The following is an 18,155-nucleotide window of genomic DNA, read 5'->3' as shown; positions in this document are numbered from 1 at the left end:
TCCGGTGACGCATACGAAGGTAGAGGTCCGTGATCACTGGTTGAAGTGACCGCGAGTACAAGTGCTTTGCCGTGCACACGGGAATGGGGCTGTTCCATGCAGTCGAGTTCGCGACCAACCCTGACCGGCAGTCAGGGATCGACCGCCCGCCCACGTACGGGCGTCATTTCCGGCCACGTCTTCCGGGTCATACGAGAGCAGGCAGGGCTCACCCAGGAGGAGGTGGCCGAGCGGTTACGCGTGTCGGCAGACACGATCGCGGGTTGGGAGTCCGGCCGTCGCCCTCTGACGGCTGTGCCGGTCGGGCAGATGCTGGTGCATCGTCACCGGCTCATGCAGATGGGCACGGTACCCGCCCTTCTCCGGGCCCTCGACCGTGCTTTGGAAGCGGATGTCTTCCTCGCGGAGGCTCTCGACGACACGGCTGGGATCAAGGACAGCCCGCTCGGGGCCTGTGTCATGCGGCGCGACCTCGTCGAGGTGCTTGCCTGGCCCCTCAACCGCGTACCACCCACATCAGTGCGTGACCTCCCCGCCGCGCCCCGCAGGCGTAGAGGACCCGCGCCGGACGGGCCGGAGCTGTCGGCATCCGACCGAGCCCGCTTCTTCGCACAGATGCGGCGAACCGCCGAGCAGGCCCGTGGCGAGGATCAGTTCCTTCTTCGCCGTCAGGCCCTGTATCTCTCCGGGTATGACGATCAGCCCGACACCTCGGAGTGGCTTATCCACCAACAAACCACCGAGCGCCCTGGCGACTGGCTCACCAGATGGCTCAACTCCCGTTCTGTGGCGGCTGTATCGGCTCGTCAAGGAGACCGGGACGGCATGATGCGCTTCATCGACACAGCCCTGATCGACGATGACGCCGGTGAGGCGGCGAACCTGAACTACTGGGCGTACTGGATCGGTGAGACCGCTCATGTCGAGTTGGCCGACGACTTCATCGCCACCCGCACTCCCGGAGCATGGCCGGGTGACCGGCTGCTCGCTCACCTTGCTCAAGGATTCACCCCGCAGCACGGTTACGTCGACCTCAACATCCACTCCGTGTGGTCCCTGCTCCAGGCGAGGCCCCACCTGCTGCGATCCGGTGCGGCGAGCCGGGCCCTGCGCGACCGGTTGCCCGTGATGTTGGATAGCTGCGAGCTGTCGGTGCGCGGGCGCCGGGAGTTGGAGAGCATCCGATACGCGATCCGCCTCGCCGAGGCGTGAGAGGAGCCGGACGGTGGCTGAAGACCTGTCGGCGGTGGCGCGCTTCCTGTACGAGGCGGGCACGCTGAAGCAGACCAAGCGCACCGGCTGGTGGATGGCCGGTGTACGCGATCCCGAGTCGGTGGCGGAGCACTCCTGGCGTACGGCTCTCCTCGCGACGATCATCGCGAAGCTTGAAGGAGCCGATCCCGCACGCGCCGCCTACCTGGCGGTGTGGCACGACTCGCAGGAGACGCGGACCGGTGACGTGAACCACCTCGGCAAGAAGTACGCCACCTCTGCGGACCCGCAAGCCGTCACCGCCGATCAGGTTGCCGGTATGCCCGAAATCCTGGCCTCGGCCGTGCGGGAGGTCGTCGCCGAGTACGAGGCGAAGGAATCAGCCGAGGCGATCTGCGCCCGAGACGCCGACAAGCTGGAATGCATGATCCAGGGCATCGAGTACAAGGCCCAGGGCTACGAGAACGCCCAGCGCTGGATCGACAACAGCCGCAGACGGCTCACCACCAAGTCAGCCGGCGAACTCGCCGACGCGGTATTGGCGACGGGATCTATGGATTGGCTGCGCACGGCGCTTGGCGAGAAGCGGAGTTGATCTTCGGACTGTCGGCGGGGAGCCAGTGACACGACGCTCGGCCAGAGGATCCGGCCGAGCGTCGTGTCGTTGTCGTTGTGGCGGCTGCCGCCGCCCTGGGGCTACTGCGAGGCCGTCGGCCTCCTCGACAGCCTGGTCGCGAGGTCCACGTCCGTCAGCGGGCGCAGGCGGTACGTGTACGCGTAGTCGCGGTTGGCGAAGAGCTTGTACTCGTCGTGGGTGTGGGCGCCCCAGCTGTTGTCGCCGCCGACGCCCATCTGGCGGTGGTTGACGCGTACGACGACGGCGTCGCGCGGGGTGAGGTGGTAGTCGTGGCGGAGGCCGGTGGAGAGGTCCTCCGGGGTGAAGTGGGAGGCGTTGACTTCGAGCAGGGAGTCGCCCGCGATGAGGAGGCCCTCGCCGTCGCGGTCGGTCAGGGCGGCCCAGCGGACGTCGGTCTTGTTGCCGTTCTCCTGGGGGCGGATGTAGCCGGACCACTGTTCGGCGACGCTGCCCGAATAGAGGCCCACGTCGGTGCCGTTGTTGCGGTCCCAGTGGTTCTCCTCGGGGCCGCGGCCGTAGTAGTGCAGCCGGTCGAGGCGGCGGGGGAGGTGGAGGAGCGTGCCCACCTCCGGGATGTACGGGAGGGAGGCCGCGCCCGGGCGCAGGGTGTTGTCGACCTTGATCTCGCCGTTGCCGAAGACCGTGTAGGTGGTGGTGTAGGTGGATTCCACCGTGGTGGGGAGGGTGCCGGTTACCTTGATCTCCACCGCCCGGCCCGCGGCCAGGGGGCGGACGGTCACGTCCGTCACCTTGCGGTTGGCGCCCGCGTCCCGCCAGGTCTGGTTGCGGGTGTGCTGCCCGTTGCCGTGGTCGTTGTCGGTGGGCGCCCGCCAGAAGTTGGGGGTCGGACCGGAGGTGAGCAGGCGGGTGCCGGCCGCCTTGTAGGAGGTGAGGGTGCCGCTCTTCCGGTCGATGGTGACGGAGAAGGCGGGGCCGCCTTTCACGCCCTTGCCGGTGACCGTGATCTCGTCCGGTCCGTCCTTGTACGTCAGCTTCGGGACGCTCGCCAGGGGGACCGGGGTCACCGCCGGGCTGCCCGCGTCCACCGGCAGTTGCTGCCGGGCCACCTCGAAGCCGGACTTCGCCCAGGGGGTGCGTTCCCGGGTGGTGAAGGAGAGTTCGAGGAAGTACTCGGTGCCGGGTGCGGGGGAGGAGGGGAGGCGGAAGGGGACGGTGATGTCCTTGGTGGAGAGAGGATCCACGTCCAGCTGGGTCCGGGTGAGGCGGCCCTGCTGGATCTTCCTGCCGTCCGCCACCAGGGTCCAACTGCCGTCGAACTCGCGGAGGTTGGTGAAGAGGTACTCGTTGGTGAGGGTGATCTTCTTCGAGGTCAGGGCGTCGGTCTCGGTGCCGGTGGCCGGGGTCGCGTGGATCGCCTGGTAGACGCGCTTGATCTCGGCGGCCTTGCCGGTGTGGCCCCGGTCGGCCTTGACGATGCCGTCCGCGACGAAGGCTCCGTCGTTGGGGTTGTCGCCCCAGTCACCGCCGTACGCGAAAAACGAACGTTCCTTCGCGAAGCCCTCCCGCTTCCGCTCCCCCACCTTCACCGTCGCCGCGTCGAACCAGAACCGCACGCCCTCGTCCCCGGGCCCACGCCCCCCGGACGCCAGCTCGGCCCCGCTCAGGGCGCGCGCGTACACACCGGCGCGCCGGATCGTCCCGCTGAACTCGCGCGTCGGGTTGTCCGTGTCGGTGCCGAGGGAGAGGGGAGCGGTGTTGACGCTGGGCCGCCGGGTCGTGGTGCGGGTCGCCTTCACCTCGCCGTCGACGTAGAGGGTGAGGGACCCGGCCTCGGCGTCGAAGACCCCGGCGACATGGTGTTCGCGGCCGGTCCAGCCGTCCGCCGGGAGGCCCCAGCTGACGCTGACCCACTGGCCGCCGCCGTAGATGAAGAACTCCACGCTCTTGTCGCTCTGCTTCAGCGCGTACTGCGTGTCGCCCTTGGCGACGAGCGGCTGGTGGCCGCCGGTGACGTGCGGGGTGACCCACGCCTCCAGGGTCAGCGAACCGGTGAGGTCGAGGGCGGGGTCGCGGGTGAAGCCCGTGGCGCCGGACAGCCCCTTGCTCCGGCTGAACGTTCCTGCGGCGGTGAGCAGTTGGCCCTGCAGAGCGCTCGGGCCCGCGTCCGTGAAGACCCTCAGCTTCGGCACCGGCCAGGTCAGCGACTGGTCGACGAAGTCCCAGATCCAGCCGCCCTGGAGGACCGGGTAGCGCCGGATGAGGTCCCAGTACTTCTTGAAGTTGCCGTTCGAGTTCCCCATCGCGTGCGAGTACTCGATCATCACGTACGGCCGGGTGTCCGAGGTGTCCTTCGCCCGCTGCTCGACCCGCTGCGGGCTGTCGTACATCTCCGAGCGGATCTGGCTGATCGTCGGCCGGTCGTCGCCCTCGTACTGGATGACACGGGTCTTGTCGTACGACTCGATCCAGTCGCGCATGGCGACGAAGGTGGAGCCGCCGCCGGCCTCGTTGCCGAGGGACCAGATGACGACGGAGGCGTGGTTCTTGTCGCGGTGGACCATGGCCTTCGCCCGGGCCACACAGGCGGTCGTCCACTCGGCGTCGTTCCCGGGGTAGCGGTCCCGGATGCCGTGGGTCTCCAGGTTCGTCTCGTCGACGAGGTAGAGGCCGTACTCGTCCGCGAGCTCGTACCAGAGCGGGTTGTTGGGGTAGTGCGAGGTACGGACGGTGTTCATGTTGAGCCGTTTGATGATCCGCATGTCCTCGACCAGGTCGGCGCGGGTGAGCGCCATGCCCCGGTCGGGGTGGATCTCGTGGCGGTTGGTGCCCCGCAGGGAGACCGGCTGCCCGTTGATCCGCATCAGCCCGTCCTTGAGCGCGAACTCGCGCAGGCCGACGCGGTGGGAGAGGGTCTCGACGACCTTGCCGCGCGGGTCGCGCAGCCGGAGCACGGCCGTGTAGAGGGTGGGGTGCTCGGCGGACCACAGCTCGGGCGAGGGGACGGACTTCTTCGCCCGGACGGTCACGTCCTCGCCGACCCCGCCGCCCTTCTCGCCGCCTTCCCCGCCGACGACCACAGACTGCACGAGGGGCCGCGACCAGACGGCGTGGCCCCGGTCGTCGTAGAGCTGCGTCTCGACGGAGTACGTCCCCTCGTGCCCGGCCGCGTACGCGCGCACGCTCGCGGTGACGGACAGTTCGGCGGTCCGGTAGCCGTCGCCGAGCGGGGTGTCCAGCTTGAAGTCGCGCAGGTGCACGGCGGGTGTGGAGTACAGGTAGACCGAGCGGAAGATGCCGCTCAGCCGGATCATGTCCTGGTCCTCCAGCCAGTCGCCGTCCGAGTAGCGGTAGACCTCGACGGCTATCTGGTTGGTGCCCGGCTTCAGGTGCCGGGTGATGTCGTACTCGGCCGGGTCGAACGAGTCCTCGTGGTAGCCGACGAGTTCGCCGTTGATCCACACGTAGTGGGCGGACTTGACGCCCTCGAAGTGGAGGAAGGTGCGGCGGTCGCCGGCCGTCCAGTCCTTGGGGAGGCGGAAGGTGCGCCGGTACTGGCCGACGGGGTTGTAGCGGGTCGGCGCGGTCGGCGGCTGGGCCTCCTCGCCGAGGCCGTTGGGGCCCCACCACGGGTAGGTGATGTTGACGTAGATGGGGAAGTCGTAGCCGTGCAGCTGCCAGTTGGAGGGGACCGGGATCGTGTCCCAGCCGCTGTCGTCGACGTCCGTCCGGTAGAAGTCCTCGTCCCGGTCGCCCGGCCGGTCCACGTACGCGAACTTCCACCGGCCGTCGAGGCTCAGCCGGTACGGGGAACGGGTGCGGTCGGCGACGAGGGCCTGTCTGACGTCGGCGTACGGCATGAGGGTGGTGTGCGGCGGTTCCGCGCCGACCTGGAAGAGCGCCATGTTGCCGGACCACTCGGGGCTGCCGGGGGCCCCCGGGCCGGTGCGGGGCACGGCGTGCGCGGCGCTGCCGGAGAGGGCCAGCGCGCCGAGGAGGGCGGCGCCGCCCTCCAGCAGCCGGCGGCGGCTGACGACGGGGCGGGTTGCGGGGGTGCGGGCTGCGGGGGTGCCGGTGGGCGCTTGCGGGTGCGGGTGCGGGGGGTGCATTGCCGGGGCCTTCCTCGCGATGACGGGGGTGCACGTACGGAGAGACGTGTGGGACGAGGAGCATCGGTTGCTGTCTGATGTTGTTGAAAAACCGCGCCCACCCTAGGACTTCGAACAGAACCGAATCAATGACTCTGTCGGACTTTGTGCGGTCGTGGGTGCCCCGCCCTGGTGTCGCACCGCCGCCGCCCCCTCGGCCGCTTACGGTGCCCCCATGGTGGCGGGAGTGGTGTGGGCGTTGTGCGCGGCGGTGTGCATGGGAACGGCGACCGTGTTCCAGGCGCTGGGCGCGCGAAGGGTGGCGGCCGCGCGCGGCGAGGGGGGTGCGCGCGAGCGGGGGCGGGCCGTGGTGGAGGTGCTGCGCGGCTGGCCCTTCCTCGCGGGTGCGGGACTGGACACGCTCGGCTTCGCGGCGCAGGTGGTGGCGTTGCGCCTGGCACCGGTGTTCCTGGTGGAGGCGGCGGTGGCCGCGTCGTTGGCGGTCACGGCGGTGGCCGGCACGGTCGTCCTGGGGCTGCGGCCACGACGGGCGGAGTGGGCCGCCGTGGCCGTCGTGGTCCTGGGGCTGGCGACACTGGCGGTGTCCGCCGGGCGCGCGGGCGACGGGGACGGTGACACCGCGCTGCGGGTGGCGGTGCTGGTCGCGTCGGTGCTGGTGGTGGCGGGCGGCTGGGTCGTGGGCGGCCGGCTGCGGCGGGGCCGGGCCGTCGTCCTCGGCGCGGCGGCCGGCCTGAGCTTCGGGCTCACCGCGATCGCCGTACGCCTGCTGCCGGACACCACGGTCCTCGGGGTCCTGGCCCAGCCGTCGGCGTACGCCGTCGTCGTCTCCGGCCTCGGCGGGTACCTCCTGCTCGTCCAGGCCCTCCAGTCCGGCTCGGTGACGGCGGCCACGGCGGCGATGGTCATCTGCGAGACCGTGTGGCCGGGCGTCTTCGGGGTGGCGTGGCTCGGCGACTCGACCCGCGACGGGTACGCGTGGTCGGCGGTGCTCGGCTTCGTGTGCTGTGTGGCGGGCGGGGTGGCGCTGGCGCGGTTCGGGGAGGCGGGGGAGGGCGGGGGCGCCGGGCAGACCGGGGGGACGGGACGGATGGGGGGTGCCGGGCAGGCCGGGGTGACGGGACGGGCGGGGGGTGCCGGGGAAGCAACCTCGCGGGCGGTCGGTGGTGACCCGGAGGGGAAGTGAGGGCACGTGAAATCCCGCGCCTGCCGAGAGAGTTCACCATGTACACCCACGGCATCCGCATCGCGAGACTGCTCCGTGACTTCTGGCGCCACATGAAGTCCCGTTACGGTCTCTGACACCTCTGGTCCGACGACGTTCTGCGGGGCCATGACAGATGTCATGGCCCCGCTGTGAGACCGATCGTCCGCGGGATGGATGTAGGGCGCACGGGTTGTTCGTGACAATCGCCTGACAGGGCCCGGGAGTTGACCGTCCCGGGTCGTCGGAACGTCAGGATCGAGGGGGACACTCGTGCGTATCAAACAGCTCGCCGGGACCGCGCTGGGCACCACACTTCTGCTGGTCGCGGCGGTGCCCGGCGCCGAGGCCGCCGCCCCGGCGTCGTCGGCGCCGTCGGGCAAGCTGGACCGGGCCGAGCTGCGCGAGACGCTCGACGCGGTCCGCGAGGCCGGGATGTACGGCACGTACTCGGCGGTGCGGGACGGCCGGGAGCGCTGGGCCGGCGCGGCCGGGCTGGCCGACGTGGACACGGGGCGGAAGGTCACCCCGACCATGCGGCACCGCGTCGGCAGCATCAGCAAGACGTTCACGGCCGTGGCGCTCCTGCAGCAGGTGGAGCGGGGCCGGATCCGTCTCGACGCGCCGGTCACGGACTATGTGCCCGAGCTGTTCGGGGGCAGCGGAAGCGACGGGGACGGGCGGGAGCGCGGGGACGCCATCACCGTGCGGATGCTCCTCAACCACACCAGCCACATAGGCGACTACGTCCTCGGCGCCTTCCCCTCCCTCGCCCAGAACTCCACCGCCAGCCTCGACGAGCACCGCTTCCGCGAGATCGGTCCCCGCGAGCTCGTACGGCTGGGCCTCGCGGCCCCCGCCACCGGCACCCCCGGCGCGCAGCCGGGCAGCTACTCCAACACCAACTACGTCGTGGCCGGCCTGATCCTGGAGAAGGTCACCGGTCAGAAGGCCTCGACGTACATCACCCGCAACGTCATCGACCGCGCCGGCCTGCGCCACACCTCGTACCCGCGCACCGCGTACATCAAGGGCCCGCACCCCAAGATGTACGAGTCGTTCTACGGTCTCATCGACCCGCCCCGCGACTACAGCGTCTACGACATGTCCTGGGCGTACACGGCCGGCGCGATCGTCTCCACGACCGACGACCTCAACCGCTTCTACCGCGAGCTGCTCACCGGTGATCTGCTCCGCCGGTCGTCCCTCGCCGAGATGCGGCGCACGGTTCCGGTGGAGATCGGCCCGGGCGCCGCGATCGACTACGGCCTCGGCATCTACACCTTCGACGTGCCCGGCTGCGCCCGGTTCTGGGGCCACGACGGCGGGGTCTTCGGCGCGGGCACGATCAGCCTGACCAGCGCGGACGGCAAGCGTCAGCTGTCCATGGGCTGGAACCTGATGAAGTACCAGCGCCTCAACGCGGACGGTACGGCGCTGGAGCCGAGCCCGATCGACGAGGCGATGGGCGCCCACGTCACCAAGGCGCTCTGCCCGATGCTGGAGGACGAGGGAACGGGGGCCGGTGCGAGGGACGGTTCGGGTTCCGGGGCCGGGCTGAAGTCGCGGCTCGCGGCCGGGGACGCGGGGCGGATTCTGCCGGAGGGTCTGCTGGGTAGGACGCTGTCCTGACTTGCACCTCGGGCTGCAGCCCGAGGATTCTGGCCTTCTCGACTGGTTGCCGTGCCGCTACGCGGCACGGTTTCCGGTCGGGAATCCGTGGCTTTCTGTCTCTTCTCCGGTCCCGCCACGGACAGGTCCTCCACGGCGGTCCCTTGGTTCTCGGAGATCAGCCTCGTGGAGAGCTGGATGGGGGTCCCCCGCGCGAGCGCAGCCGAGCGTGGGGGAGGAACTCACGGTGCGCGTCGGCAACCTTGGCGTGGGCGCGTTCGACCCGAAGGCCGGACCACCGCGCATGCATCCTTGTAGCCGTCCTCAACCGTCCTCGCATCCCAAGGAGCGCGCGTCTTGCCCACCTTCGTCGTCTTCGACCTGGAGTTCACGACCTGGCCGGGGGCCATGGAGCAGGACTGGTCGGCGCCCGGCCAGCTGCGGGAGATCGTGCAGATCGGCGCGTTGCGTGTGGATGAGGAGTACTCCGTCGTCGAGGAGTACGAGACGCTGCTCCGCCCGGTGGTGAACCCCCGGCTCTCGCCCTTCTTCACCACCCTCACCGGCATCGACCAGCGGAGCGTGGACCGGGACGGCCTCCCGCCGGACCGGGCCCTGAGCGACTTCCTCGCTTTCTGCCGGGGCGGGGCGGTCCTCTCCTACGGCAACGACATGCTCGTCCTCGGCGAGAACATCGGCTGGGCCCGGGCCCGGGGCGAGAAGATCGAGCACAGCGCGCTCGTCCCGGGCTTCCTCAACGTCCGGCCGTGGCTGAACGCCGTCGCCCCGGCGACGGCGGGCGTGAACTCGGGGCGCCTGTGGCAGACCCTGGGGCTGCCCCGGCCCGCCGCCCCGGGCGCCGAACACTCGGCCCTCTTCGACTGTCACTCCATCGCGACGGCCCTGCGGCACCTGTCGGGCACGGGGGTCGCGCTGCCGGACGGTCTTCTCTGGGGCACTGGGGGCGGCACCTGGCTGACCTGACCTGACCTGACTTGACTTGACCTGAACCGCAGTGAATTGAGGCCGGGGTCCGTCGGCCTGCCGACGGACCCTTCCCTCCGACCCGATACATCCTGATACGTCCTGATGCGACCCGAACCCTGCCAGGGAGCCGTCATGTCCGAAGAACCCGCAGTCCGCGAACTCCGGCTGGTCGTCACCGCCGCCGACTACGACGCCGCGCTGCACTTCTACCGAGATGTGCTCGGGCTGCCGGAGCGGGCGGCGTTCTCGTCCGACGGCGGGCGGGTGTCGATCCTCGAAGCGGGCCGGGCGACGCTGGAGATCACCGACCCGAACCACGCGGAGTTCATCGACGAGGTGGAGGTCGGCCGCCGCGTGGCCGGCCACATCCGGGTCGCCTTCGAGGTGGACGACTCGACCGCGACCACGGCGAAGCTGGCGGCGGCCGGCGCCGAGGTGATCGCCGAGCCGACCCGCACTCCCTGGAACTCGCTGAACTCCCGCCTCGAAGCCCCCGGTGCCCTCCAGCTGACCCTCTTCACCGAACTCGGGACGTGAGAGCCGTGGGACGTGAGAGCCGTGGGGCGCGGGAGTCGTCGGACGTGAGGGCCGTCACCGGACGGCACTTTGCATGATCATGCATTGCCATGCATAATAATTTCTATGTCCAAGGTCCTCACCTCTCTTCCGGCCGGCGAGCGCGTCGGCATCGCCTTCTCGGGCGGGCTCGACACCTCGGTCGCCGTCGCGTGGATGCGTGACAAGGGTGCCGTCCCCTGCACCTACACGGCTGACATCGGCCAGTACGACGAGCCCGACATCGCCTCGGTGCCCGGCCGCGCGAAGACCTACGGTGCCCAGATCGCGCGCCTGGTCGACTGCCGCGCCGCGCTGGTCGAGGAGGGCCTGGCCGCGCTGACCTGCGGCGCGTTCCACATCCGCTCCGGCGGGCGGGCGTACTTCAACACGACCCCCCTCGGCCGTGCCGTCACCGGCACGCTGCTGGTCCGGGCGATGCTGGAGGACGACGTCCAGATCTGGGGCGACGGCTCGACCTTCAAGGGCAACGACATCGAGCGGTTCTACCGCTACGGCCTGCTCGCCAACCCGCACCTCAGGATCTACAAGCCCTGGCTGGACGCCCGCTTCGTCACCGAGCTCGGTGGCCGCAAGGAGATGTCCGAGTGGCTGGTCGCGCACCAGCTGCCGTACCGGGACTCGACGGAGAAGGCGTACTCCACCGACGCCAACATCTGGGGTGCCACCCACGAGGCCAAGACCCTGGAGCACCTGGACACCGGCGTCGAGACCGTGCAGCCGATCATGGGCGTCCGGTTCTGGGACCCCGAGGTCGAGATCGCCACCGAGGACGTGACGATCGGTTTCGACCAGGGCCGCCCGGTCACCATCAACGGCAAGGAGTTCGCCTCCGCCGTCGACCTGGTGATGGAGGCCAACGCCATCGGCGGCCGCCACGGCCTCGGCATGTCCGACCAGATCGAGAACCGCATCATCGAGGCCAAGAGCCGCGGCATCTACGAGGCCCCCGGCATGGCCCTCCTGCACGCCGCGTACGAGCGCCTCGTCAACGCCATCCACAACGAGGACACCCTCGCCCAGTACCACTCCGAGGGCCGTCGCCTCGGCCGCCTCATGTACGAGGGCCGCTGGCTGGACCCGCAGGCGCTGATGATCCGGGAGTCGCTGCAGCGCTGGGTCGGCGCGGCGGTCACCGGCGAGGTCACCCTCCGCCTGCGGCGCGGCGAGGACTACTCGATCCTCGACACCACGGGCCCGGCGTTCTCGTACCACCCGGACAAGCTGTCCATGGAGCGCACCGAGGACTCGGCCTTCGGCCCGGTCGACCGGATCGGCCAGCTCACCATGCGCAACCTCGACATCGCCGACTCGCGCGCCAAGCTGGAGCAGTACGCGGGCCTCGGCCTGATCGGCACCGGCAGCCCCACCGTCGGCGCCTCCCAGGCCGCCGCGACCGGGCTGATCGGCACCATGCCGGAGCTGCCGCAGGGCGGCGCCGAGGCCATCGCCTCCCGCGGTGAGGTCTCGGAGGAGGACGCGCTGCTGGACCGCGCCGCGATGGAGTCCGGCACGGACTGACCGCCGGCGGACGGCGACGACATGAGGTGGAGGCCGGCTCGACGAGGGATGTCGAGCCGGCCTCACGTCAGTCGGTCGAGGACGCGGTTCGCCGCGTACTGGAGACGCTGGGAAGAGGGCGGCCGCGCGAGCGCGGTGATCACGGCGAGCGGGTCGGTCCGGTGGGCTGTGTCGGGCACGTCGGGCCGGTGGACTGTGTCGGGCCGGTGGACTGTGTCGGGCCGGTGGACTGTGTCGGGCACGTCGGTCACGTCGGGCACGTCGGTCACGTCGGGCACGTCGGGCACGTCGGTCGCGTCGGGGACATGGGTTGTGGCGGCGGCTTCGGGGAGCTTCCCGTACGTGGCGACGTAGCGGTCGATTCCCCAGAGGGCCTGGTAGCGGGCGGGCTCGTACGGATCGTGGAGGTGGGCGAGGAGGAGGGCCACGTCGGCGTCGTCGTCCTCGTCCAGGAGCCTCAGGACGGTCGCCCTGACCTCGCCCGACGGGTGGTCGATCCGGCGGCGTACGTCGGGGAGGGTCTCGGGGTACTCGGAGAGCGCGTTGCCGGTGTGCCAGAGGGTCGGCTCGTCGGTGGTGAGGAGCTCCAGCAGGGCCGCGCCCGCGGCGTCCCGCTCCCGGCTCGGCAGTGCGTGCTCGCCCAACAGCCTCAACCCGTCCACGGCCCCGGCCCGTACCCGCTGGTCGGGGTCGCGCAGCAGCGGCAGCAGCGTCTCGGTGGCGTCCGGGGGCGCCAGCCTGCCGTACGCGGTGGCGGCGGTCGCCCGGACGTACGGGCGAGCGAGACCCGGCCCCAGGTCGGGGCCGGCGGCGGAGACGACCACGGCCCTGACCGACCGGACCGCCGTCGGTGTCCCGATGCCGGCGAGCGCGAGGACGGCGCCGGCGGCCGCGTCCGGGTGGTCGAGCCACCGTACGGCCGCGGGTACGGCACGAACGTCCCCCCACCGCCCGAGCACGCCGAGGAGCCGGGCGGCGACGTCCGCGTCGGTCTCGGCCTCCAGCGCCGCGAGGAGCGCGTCGGCCGTCGCGGAAGGTCGCAGGACCGGCAGGAGCAACTCCGCCGCGCCGTACCGCCGCATCGCGGAGAAGAGCGAGTCGACCGCCCCGGACAGGCCCAGCCGTGACAGCAGCGCGTCGGCCGGTCCGCGCAGATCGGTGGCGAGGAGCCCGGCCGCCACCTCGCGCACCTGGGGGCACTCGTCGCGCAGCCCGTCGAGGAGCGAGTCGCGCAGACCGCGGACGTGCCGCTCGGGCAGCATCTCCAGCGCGCGTGCGCGGGCGAGACCATGACCGTGCCGGGCGGTGCGTTCCACCTCGTCCAAGACGGGGCGCCGGCTCAGGGAGGTGTACAGGGCCGCCCGCGCGAGGCCCCAGACGTAGGAGTCGGTGTCCCCCAACAGCCGGACGAGTACGGCCGGTTCGGCGTCCCCGCCCCGACTGCGCAGCCCGAGCAGCCCGTTGAGCCGCAGATGCCGGTCGTCGTCGTCCAGGAGCCGTCGGAAAGCCTCCGTGACGTCCGGCCCGGTCAGCGCCAGCCGTTCGGCCGCGAGTGACGCCCGCCGCCGTACACGTGTGTCCGCGTCCCCCATCAACGCGACGACCACGGCGCCGGCGTCGTCACCGCCGAGCGGCCCCAGCCACCCGAGCGCGTCCGCTACCGCGGCCCGCACCGGGGCGTCCGTGTCCCCGGCCATGTTGATGACGGCCGCACCGACCCCGGCGACGACGTCCCCGTACTCGGCGGCCCACCGGCCCACCCGCCCGAGCCCCTTCACGGCGGCGGCCCTCGGCGCGGGCTCCTCCGCCGTCAACTCCCGCAGGAAAAAGGCGACCTGATGCCCCGCACCGGTGGCCCCGCCACCCCGTACACCCCGACCACCCCGCACACCGGCCACGCGCTCCCCCTTCGCATCCCTCTGGGGAGAACGACTCGCAGAACGGCTCGGGAGTTGCGCGGCCGGCTCGAGGCGCCTCAGCCGTTGTCCGTGTTCTGGTTGTTCTGGTTGTTCTGGTTGTTCTGGGAGTTGGACTTGTTCGCGCGGAGCAGCACGTCGCTCGCGACGTCGGTCGTCCTGGCCACACCGCGTGCCCAGCGTGGGGCGTCGCCGCGTGCCGTCCAGTAGACGCAGACGATGCCACCGAGGGCGAGGAGGAGGACGACGGACAGGATGAGTATGAGCATGGTCGTTGCTCGCTCTCTGTGCTGGAGGCCGAGGACGGCGGTTTCCGCGCGACGAACGTGAACGCGGGGAACGCGAACGCGACGAAGGGGACGCGTGTGCACGGGGATTGGTTGCGTCGCGCGGGGCCACGTGCCGTGGGCCGGGCCGCTCGGGCGCGCTGCCGTCGGGCTTGGTCCTGGTCGTGGGAGCCGTCGACGACGATCTGCGCCGCGGCGACGGCGAGGCGCGGTGTCAGTGGTGCCCGCTAGGTTCCGGCCATGGGCATCTATCTGGTGAGTGTCGACGCGGCGGCATGGTTCGGGGAGGGTGAGTACGAGGAGGAGGGGCTGGGGCGGGTCGCCGCGGCGTTGAACGAGGAGCTGGGGCGGCGGGGGCTGCCGGCCTATGAGTCCGTACCTGCGGCGAGGCCCGTGCGCGCGCCGTTCGTCCGTGGCGCGGGGCTCGACTTCGAGGAGAAGCTCGTCCCGCCGATGGACGGGTTCATGCGGCTCTGCGAGGGCCACCTCACGCGCGAGGAGGTGGAGACCCTGTGCGGCTGGACGGTGCTCGTGCCGCTCTCGCTGGAGGAGGACGTCTGGCTGGACGATGTCGAGTCCAGCTTCGCGGAGTCGACCATGGTCGCCGGCGCCCCGCAGGTCCTGGCGCTCGCGGAGCGGCTCGCGGCGGCCGTCCAGCTACCGCCCGAGACACCGGAGATGTGCGACAACCTGGACCTGACCATGTGGTTCCTGGACGGACAGGCGAAGACGCTGGCAGCGACCCGGCCGGGGCCGTGGGCCGAGGACCTCGACATGGCCTTCTACGTGGCCGTCTACCTACGCGCCGCCCAACACTCGATCCGCCGGGGCTGCCCGATCGTCTACTCCTGAGTTCCGGACACGGTCCCGGTTTCGGCGTCGGCCACTGCGTCGGCCACGGCGCCGGCGTCGCGAAGGCCTCGGCCAGGAGGGCGACCAGGTCGAGGGCGCCGTCGTACGCACCCGTGGCAACGCAGAGTCCGGCTTCATCCGCAGCGTCGACGACGCCGTGCACCGCTTCTACTTCTACGCCTCCGTCGTGGTCCACCTGGACCGCCCCGCACCCCGCCGGGCCCCGTCCTCCGCCGCCGCGTAGCGAGGACCTGGTCCCTGCCCGTCGGCTCGGCGATAGCATCGTGGATTCGGTGCCGGGAATGTGGTGCCGGGGCTCCGGCGCCGAGGATCCGTCTCGCGGGGGCGTGGTCGGGTGGTGTGGAGGAGCGGGAGTGGGAGTGGGATGGGCGGTGGGGTAAGACGTGAGGCGTCGCCGGTGCGGCGGCGGGATGCGCGGCGGAACCGGGAGTTGCTGGTGGCCGCGGCTCACGAGGTGTTCACCGAGCAGGGGCTCGAAGCGCCGCTCGATGTGATCGCCCGCAGGGCCGGCGTCGGGAACGCGACGCTGTACCGGCACTTCCCCAGCCGCGCCGCCCTCATCGACGCCGTCTTCCACGACCAGCTCACGGGCACGATGGCCGTCGGGGACCGGGTCCGCGACGCGCCGGACGCCTGGACCGGGCTGACCGAGTACCTCGGCGCGGTCTTCGGCACACTCGCCGCCGACCGGGGCACGAACGACCTCATGACCACGCGCGTACCGGGCGTGGACACCCTGGAGGACGTCCACGAGCACAATCGGCGAACCATCGAGTCCCTGCTGCGGCGCGGCCGTGAGGAGGGCACGGTCCGGGCCGATGTCACCACCGAGGACGTCCTCTTCGCCCTCGCCGCCCTCGGCCGCGCCGTCCCCGCCCTCACCGCCGTCACGACCCCCGACGCCTGGCGCCGCCCTCTCACCCTCCTCCTCGACGGCCTGCGCCCACCGGGGCCCACGGACCCCCGGTCATCGCCGACCCTGCCCGAGCCAGCCTTGGACGCCGCTCAACTCGCCGACGTGCTGGCCGAGTTGGGGCCCCATCGGGCGCCCAAGGGGTAGAGGGGACCAGGCCCTGGATCTACTCCTCACGTTCCTCCTCTTCGAGGGTGATCGCCGCCGCCGGGCAGACCGCCGCCGCCTCGCGGACGGGCGGGTGGTGGGGTGCGGCGGGTGTCGGATCGAGGAGTACGACGACGCCGTCCTCGTCGCGTTGGTCGAAGACCCCGGGGGCGATGAGGACGCACTGGCCGGCGCCGCAGCATTTCGTCTCGTCGACGTGGACCTTCATGGGGATGCCTCCGTCACCAGCGGACCGGGACCTCGCGCAGGCCGCCGACCAGGAGGCCCTCGACCCTGTGCAACTCGGCTGCGGGGACGGCCAGTTCGAGGGTCGGGAGGGTGCGGAGGAGGACTTCGAGGACCACCTGCAGTTCCGTGCGTGCCAGGGCCTGGCCGAGGCAGGAGTGGGGGCCCGCGCCGAACGTGAGGTGGGGGTTGGGGCTGCGGGTCAGGTCCATCTCGTCGGGCGAGGCGAAGACCCGGTCGTCCCGGTTGGCGGAGGACATCCCGCAGAACACCGTGGTGCCGCCCGGCAGCGACTCCCCGCCGAGGTCCACGTCCTCGCTCAGATAGCGTCGCATCCCGAACGCGCCGAGGTTGGCGTCGAAGCGCAGTACCTCCTCCACCGCCGTACGCACGAGGGAGGGGTCGGCGAGCAACTGCTCCCAGCGGCTCCGGTCCGCCAGCAGCAGTGCGACCATCTTGCCGATCATGTTCGCGGTGGTCTCGTGCCCGGCCACCAGCAACCCCATCCCGGTGGCCAGGAGTTCGGCCTCCGTGAGCCGTTCCTCCTCCGGCAGCGCGGCGCTCTCCACGATCAGCGTGCTGAGCAGATCCTCGCCCGGTGCGGCACGCTTCGCCGCGACCAGGGTGGACATGTAGTCCGCGAACTCCGTGAACGCCGCCCGGGTCTCCTCCTTCGAGAAGCGGCTGACGTTCAGGAACGCGTCCGACCAGTGCGAGAAGCGGTCGCGGTCCTCGGCCGGCGCACCGAGCAGGTCGCAGATGATGTAGACCGGGAGCGGGAAGCCCAGGGCCGCCTTCAGGTCGGCCGGCTGCCCGCGCCCGATCATCTCGTCGAGCAGGGACTCGGCGATCCGCGCCATGCCCGGGCGCAGGGCCGCCATGCGTTTCGCGGTGAAGTACCGGCCCACCTGGCGCCGCCAGCGCAGGTGTTGCTCGCCGTTCTCGGGGATCGCCAGCGTGTACTCCGGGGCCGCGTCGGCCGCGACGCCACCGGAGCCGTCGGCGGAGAGCCGCGCGGTGTCGTCGCCGGCGCGCGGGCGCGAGAAGCGGGGGTCGGAGAGGAGGGCGCGGACGTCCTCGTAGCGGCTCAGGAACTTCGCCCGGTCGCCGCTCGGCAGCTCGACCGTGGCCACGGGGCAACGGGCGCGCAGCCGCTCCCAGGTGGCGGGCGGGTCCAGCGGGCCGTCGCTGCGCATCGGCAGCCGGATCACCTCGTCACGGCCGGGGTCTGTTGTGGCTTCGCTCGTTTCGACCTTGCTCATGTCGGCATCTCCTGGTGGGGGAGGGGGAGATGGACGTGCTCTTGCGCATGCACGCTACACGGATAGTGCATCGTGCATCAATGGTGCATCATGCACTGTCTATGCATGGCGCAATTTCGACGTAGGGTGAGGGGCCCATGGAGGCCGGACAGCCAGGAGGAGACGACCGGTGGATGCCCGAGAGGCGGGGGAGCGTATCGAGCGGGAGCTGCTGATCCTGACGCGCAACCGCGAGACGTCGACGCCCCGCGGCGTCCGCGACGGCGGTGCGCTGGACCGCAGCGCCTACGTCCTGCTCACCAGGCTTGAGGCCCAAGGGCCCATGTCCATCCCGGACTTCGTGGAGGCGTTCGGGTTCAACGCGTCCACGTTCACCCGGCAGACCTCGGCGCTCCTGCGGGAGGGGCTGGTGGAGCGGACCCTCGACCCCGACGGGGGAGTGGCCCGCAAGTTCCGGATCACCGACAAGGGGTCGGAGCGCCTCGCCGCGCAACGGGAGGAGTTCGTCACCGGTCTCACCGGCGTCATCGCCGACTGGCCGGCCGAACGCCTCCGGCGCTTCGTCGCCGACCTGGAGCAGTTCAACACCGACATCGAACGTGTCAGCGGGCGTTCTTGGCCACGTCCGATGGCCGAGGGCTGAACCGCTCGGTAGCGGTCGGCCCCCGGCTCCGGCCCTCGGCCTCGGCCGTCGGACGT

At 71.1% G+C, this 18,155-nt stretch carries 15 protein-coding genes; 10 read left to right on the top strand and 5 right to left on the bottom strand.

The window, feature by feature from the left end; translation table 11 throughout:
• Positions 1-96 precede the first annotated feature (96 nt).
• Together ACZ9QC_RS20325 and ACZ9QC_RS20320 are read left to right on the top strand one after the other, a co-directional pair.
• A complete protein-coding gene (locus tag ACZ9QC_RS20325) occupies positions 97-1,212 on the top strand; it encodes a helix-turn-helix domain-containing protein (RefSeq protein ID WP_472921429.1) in 1,116 nt (371 codons plus the stop codon).
• Between the two features lie 13 nt (positions 1,213-1,225).
• Complete coding sequence (locus ACZ9QC_RS20320) at positions 1,226-1,807, top strand: HD domain-containing protein (RefSeq protein ID WP_472921428.1); 582 nt, start codon at positions 1,226-1,228, stop codon at positions 1,805-1,807.
• A 101-nt stretch (positions 1,808-1,908) separates the two neighbouring features.
• On the opposite strand, the gene ACZ9QC_RS20315 is transcribed toward ACZ9QC_RS20320, so the two are convergent.
• Positions 1,909-5,916 (bottom strand): glycoside hydrolase family 2 TIM barrel-domain containing protein, encoded by a 4,008-nt coding sequence (locus ACZ9QC_RS20315; RefSeq protein WP_472921427.1) that lies wholly within the window; start codon positions 5,914-5,916, stop codon positions 1,909-1,911.
• Between the two features lie 214 nt (positions 5,917-6,130).
• Between ACZ9QC_RS20315 and ACZ9QC_RS20310 the strand changes: the two genes are divergently transcribed.
• The 5 genes from ACZ9QC_RS20310 to argG all read left to right on the top strand — a co-directional run bounded on the left by ACZ9QC_RS20310 (position 6,131) and on the right by argG (position 11,812).
• On the top strand, positions 6,131-7,099 hold the full coding sequence (locus tag ACZ9QC_RS20310; RefSeq protein ID WP_472921426.1) for a hypothetical protein: 969 nt from the start codon (positions 6,131-6,133) through the stop codon (positions 7,097-7,099).
• A 291-nt stretch (positions 7,100-7,390) separates the two neighbouring features.
• The gene (locus ACZ9QC_RS20305; RefSeq protein WP_472921425.1) at positions 7,391-8,749 is read left to right on the top strand and encodes a serine hydrolase domain-containing protein; all 1,359 of its coding nucleotides are present in this window, start codon (positions 7,391-7,393) and stop codon (positions 8,747-8,749) included.
• A 336-nt stretch (positions 8,750-9,085) separates the two neighbouring features.
• Entirely contained in the window at positions 9,086-9,712 is a 627-nt protein-coding gene (locus ACZ9QC_RS20300) for an exonuclease domain-containing protein (RefSeq protein ID WP_472921424.1), read from the top strand.
• Between the two features lie 135 nt (positions 9,713-9,847).
• Positions 9,848-10,252: a VOC family protein gene (locus tag ACZ9QC_RS20295; RefSeq protein WP_472921423.1), complete on the top strand. Its 405-nt coding sequence runs from the start codon at positions 9,848-9,850 to the stop codon at positions 10,250-10,252.
• Between the two features lie 105 nt (positions 10,253-10,357).
• Positions 10,358-11,812 (top strand): argininosuccinate synthase, encoded by a 1,455-nt coding sequence (gene argG, locus ACZ9QC_RS20290; RefSeq protein WP_472921422.1) that lies wholly within the window; start codon positions 10,358-10,360, stop codon positions 11,810-11,812.
• Positions 11,813-11,874: 62 nt separating this feature from the next.
• Here the strand turns inward: argG and ACZ9QC_RS20285 are convergent, their stop codons facing one another.
• Together ACZ9QC_RS20285 and ACZ9QC_RS20280 are read right to left on the bottom strand one after the other, a co-directional pair.
• Positions 11,875-13,710 carry a HEAT repeat domain-containing protein gene (locus ACZ9QC_RS20285; protein WP_472921421.1) on the bottom strand — a complete coding sequence of 612 codons (1,836 nt, stop codon included), beginning with the start codon at positions 13,708-13,710 and terminating at the stop codon, positions 11,875-11,877.
• A 77-nt stretch (positions 13,711-13,787) separates the two neighbouring features.
• Positions 13,788-13,997 (bottom strand): hypothetical protein, encoded by a 210-nt coding sequence (locus ACZ9QC_RS20280; protein WP_472921420.1) that lies wholly within the window; start codon positions 13,995-13,997, stop codon positions 13,788-13,790.
• Between the two features lie 258 nt (positions 13,998-14,255).
• On the opposite strand from ACZ9QC_RS20280, the gene ACZ9QC_RS20275 reads away from it, so the two are divergent.
• Positions 14,256-14,867: a hypothetical protein gene (locus ACZ9QC_RS20275; protein WP_472921419.1), complete on the top strand. Its 612-nt coding sequence runs from the start codon at positions 14,256-14,258 to the stop codon at positions 14,865-14,867.
• 385 nt (positions 14,868-15,252) lie between these two features.
• Complete coding sequence (locus ACZ9QC_RS20270; RefSeq protein ID WP_472921418.1) at positions 15,253-15,948, top strand: TetR/AcrR family transcriptional regulator; 696 nt, start codon at positions 15,253-15,255, stop codon at positions 15,946-15,948.
• 19 nt (positions 15,949-15,967) lie between these two features.
• On the opposite strand, the gene ACZ9QC_RS20265 is transcribed toward ACZ9QC_RS20270, so the two are convergent.
• Together ACZ9QC_RS20265 and ACZ9QC_RS20260 are read right to left on the bottom strand one after the other, a co-directional pair.
• Positions 15,968-16,177: a ferredoxin gene (locus ACZ9QC_RS20265; RefSeq protein ID WP_472921417.1), complete on the bottom strand. Its 210-nt coding sequence runs from the start codon at positions 16,175-16,177 to the stop codon at positions 15,968-15,970.
• 13 nt (positions 16,178-16,190) lie between these two features.
• On the bottom strand, positions 16,191-17,456 hold the full coding sequence (locus tag ACZ9QC_RS20260) for a cytochrome P450 (RefSeq protein WP_472921416.1): 1,266 nt from the start codon (positions 17,454-17,456) through the stop codon (positions 16,191-16,193).
• A gap of 169 nt (positions 17,457-17,625) precedes the next feature.
• Between ACZ9QC_RS20260 and ACZ9QC_RS20255 the strand changes: the two genes are divergently transcribed.
• Positions 17,626-18,099, top strand: coding sequence for a MarR family winged helix-turn-helix transcriptional regulator (locus ACZ9QC_RS20255; RefSeq protein WP_472921415.1), 474 nt, complete (start codon positions 17,626-17,628; stop codon positions 18,097-18,099).
• The last annotated feature ends 56 nt before the right edge of the window (positions 18,100-18,155 follow it).

Source organism: Streptomyces sp. HUAS MS02, from assembly GCF_055702265.1.
This window is presented reverse-complemented; position numbering and strand designations above follow the sequence as displayed.

What these genes read in the sequence shown, in the direction of transcription:
- ACZ9QC_RS20325 (WP_472921429.1), top strand. Translation starts at nt 97, where the DNA reads ATGCAGTCGAGTTCGCGACCAACCCTGACCGGCAGTCAGGGATCGACC.
- ACZ9QC_RS20315 (WP_472921427.1), bottom strand. Translation starts at nt 5,916, where the DNA reads ATGCACCCCCCGCACCCGCACCCGCAAGCGCCCACCGGCACCCCCGCA.
- ACZ9QC_RS20310 (WP_472921426.1), top strand. Translation starts at nt 6,131, where the DNA reads ATGGTGGCGGGAGTGGTGTGGGCGTTGTGCGCGGCGGTGTGCATGGGA.
- ACZ9QC_RS20295 (WP_472921423.1), top strand. Translation starts at nt 9,848, where the DNA reads ATGTCCGAAGAACCCGCAGTCCGCGAACTCCGGCTGGTCGTCACCGCC.
- argG (WP_472921422.1), top strand. Translation starts at nt 10,358, where the DNA reads ATGTCCAAGGTCCTCACCTCTCTTCCGGCCGGCGAGCGCGTCGGCATC.
- ACZ9QC_RS20280 (WP_472921420.1), bottom strand. Translation starts at nt 13,997, where the DNA reads ATGCTCATACTCATCCTGTCCGTCGTCCTCCTCCTCGCCCTCGGTGGC.
- ACZ9QC_RS20275 (WP_472921419.1), top strand. Translation starts at nt 14,256, where the DNA reads ATGGGCATCTATCTGGTGAGTGTCGACGCGGCGGCATGGTTCGGGGAG.
- ACZ9QC_RS20270 (WP_472921418.1), top strand. Translation starts at nt 15,253, where the DNA reads ATGGGCGGTGGGGTAAGACGTGAGGCGTCGCCGGTGCGGCGGCGGGAT.
- ACZ9QC_RS20265 (WP_472921417.1), bottom strand. Translation starts at nt 16,177, where the DNA reads ATGAAGGTCCACGTCGACGAGACGAAATGCTGCGGCGCCGGCCAGTGC.
- ACZ9QC_RS20260 (WP_472921416.1), bottom strand. Translation starts at nt 17,456, where the DNA reads ATGAGCAAGGTCGAAACGAGCGAAGCCACAACAGACCCCGGCCGTGAC.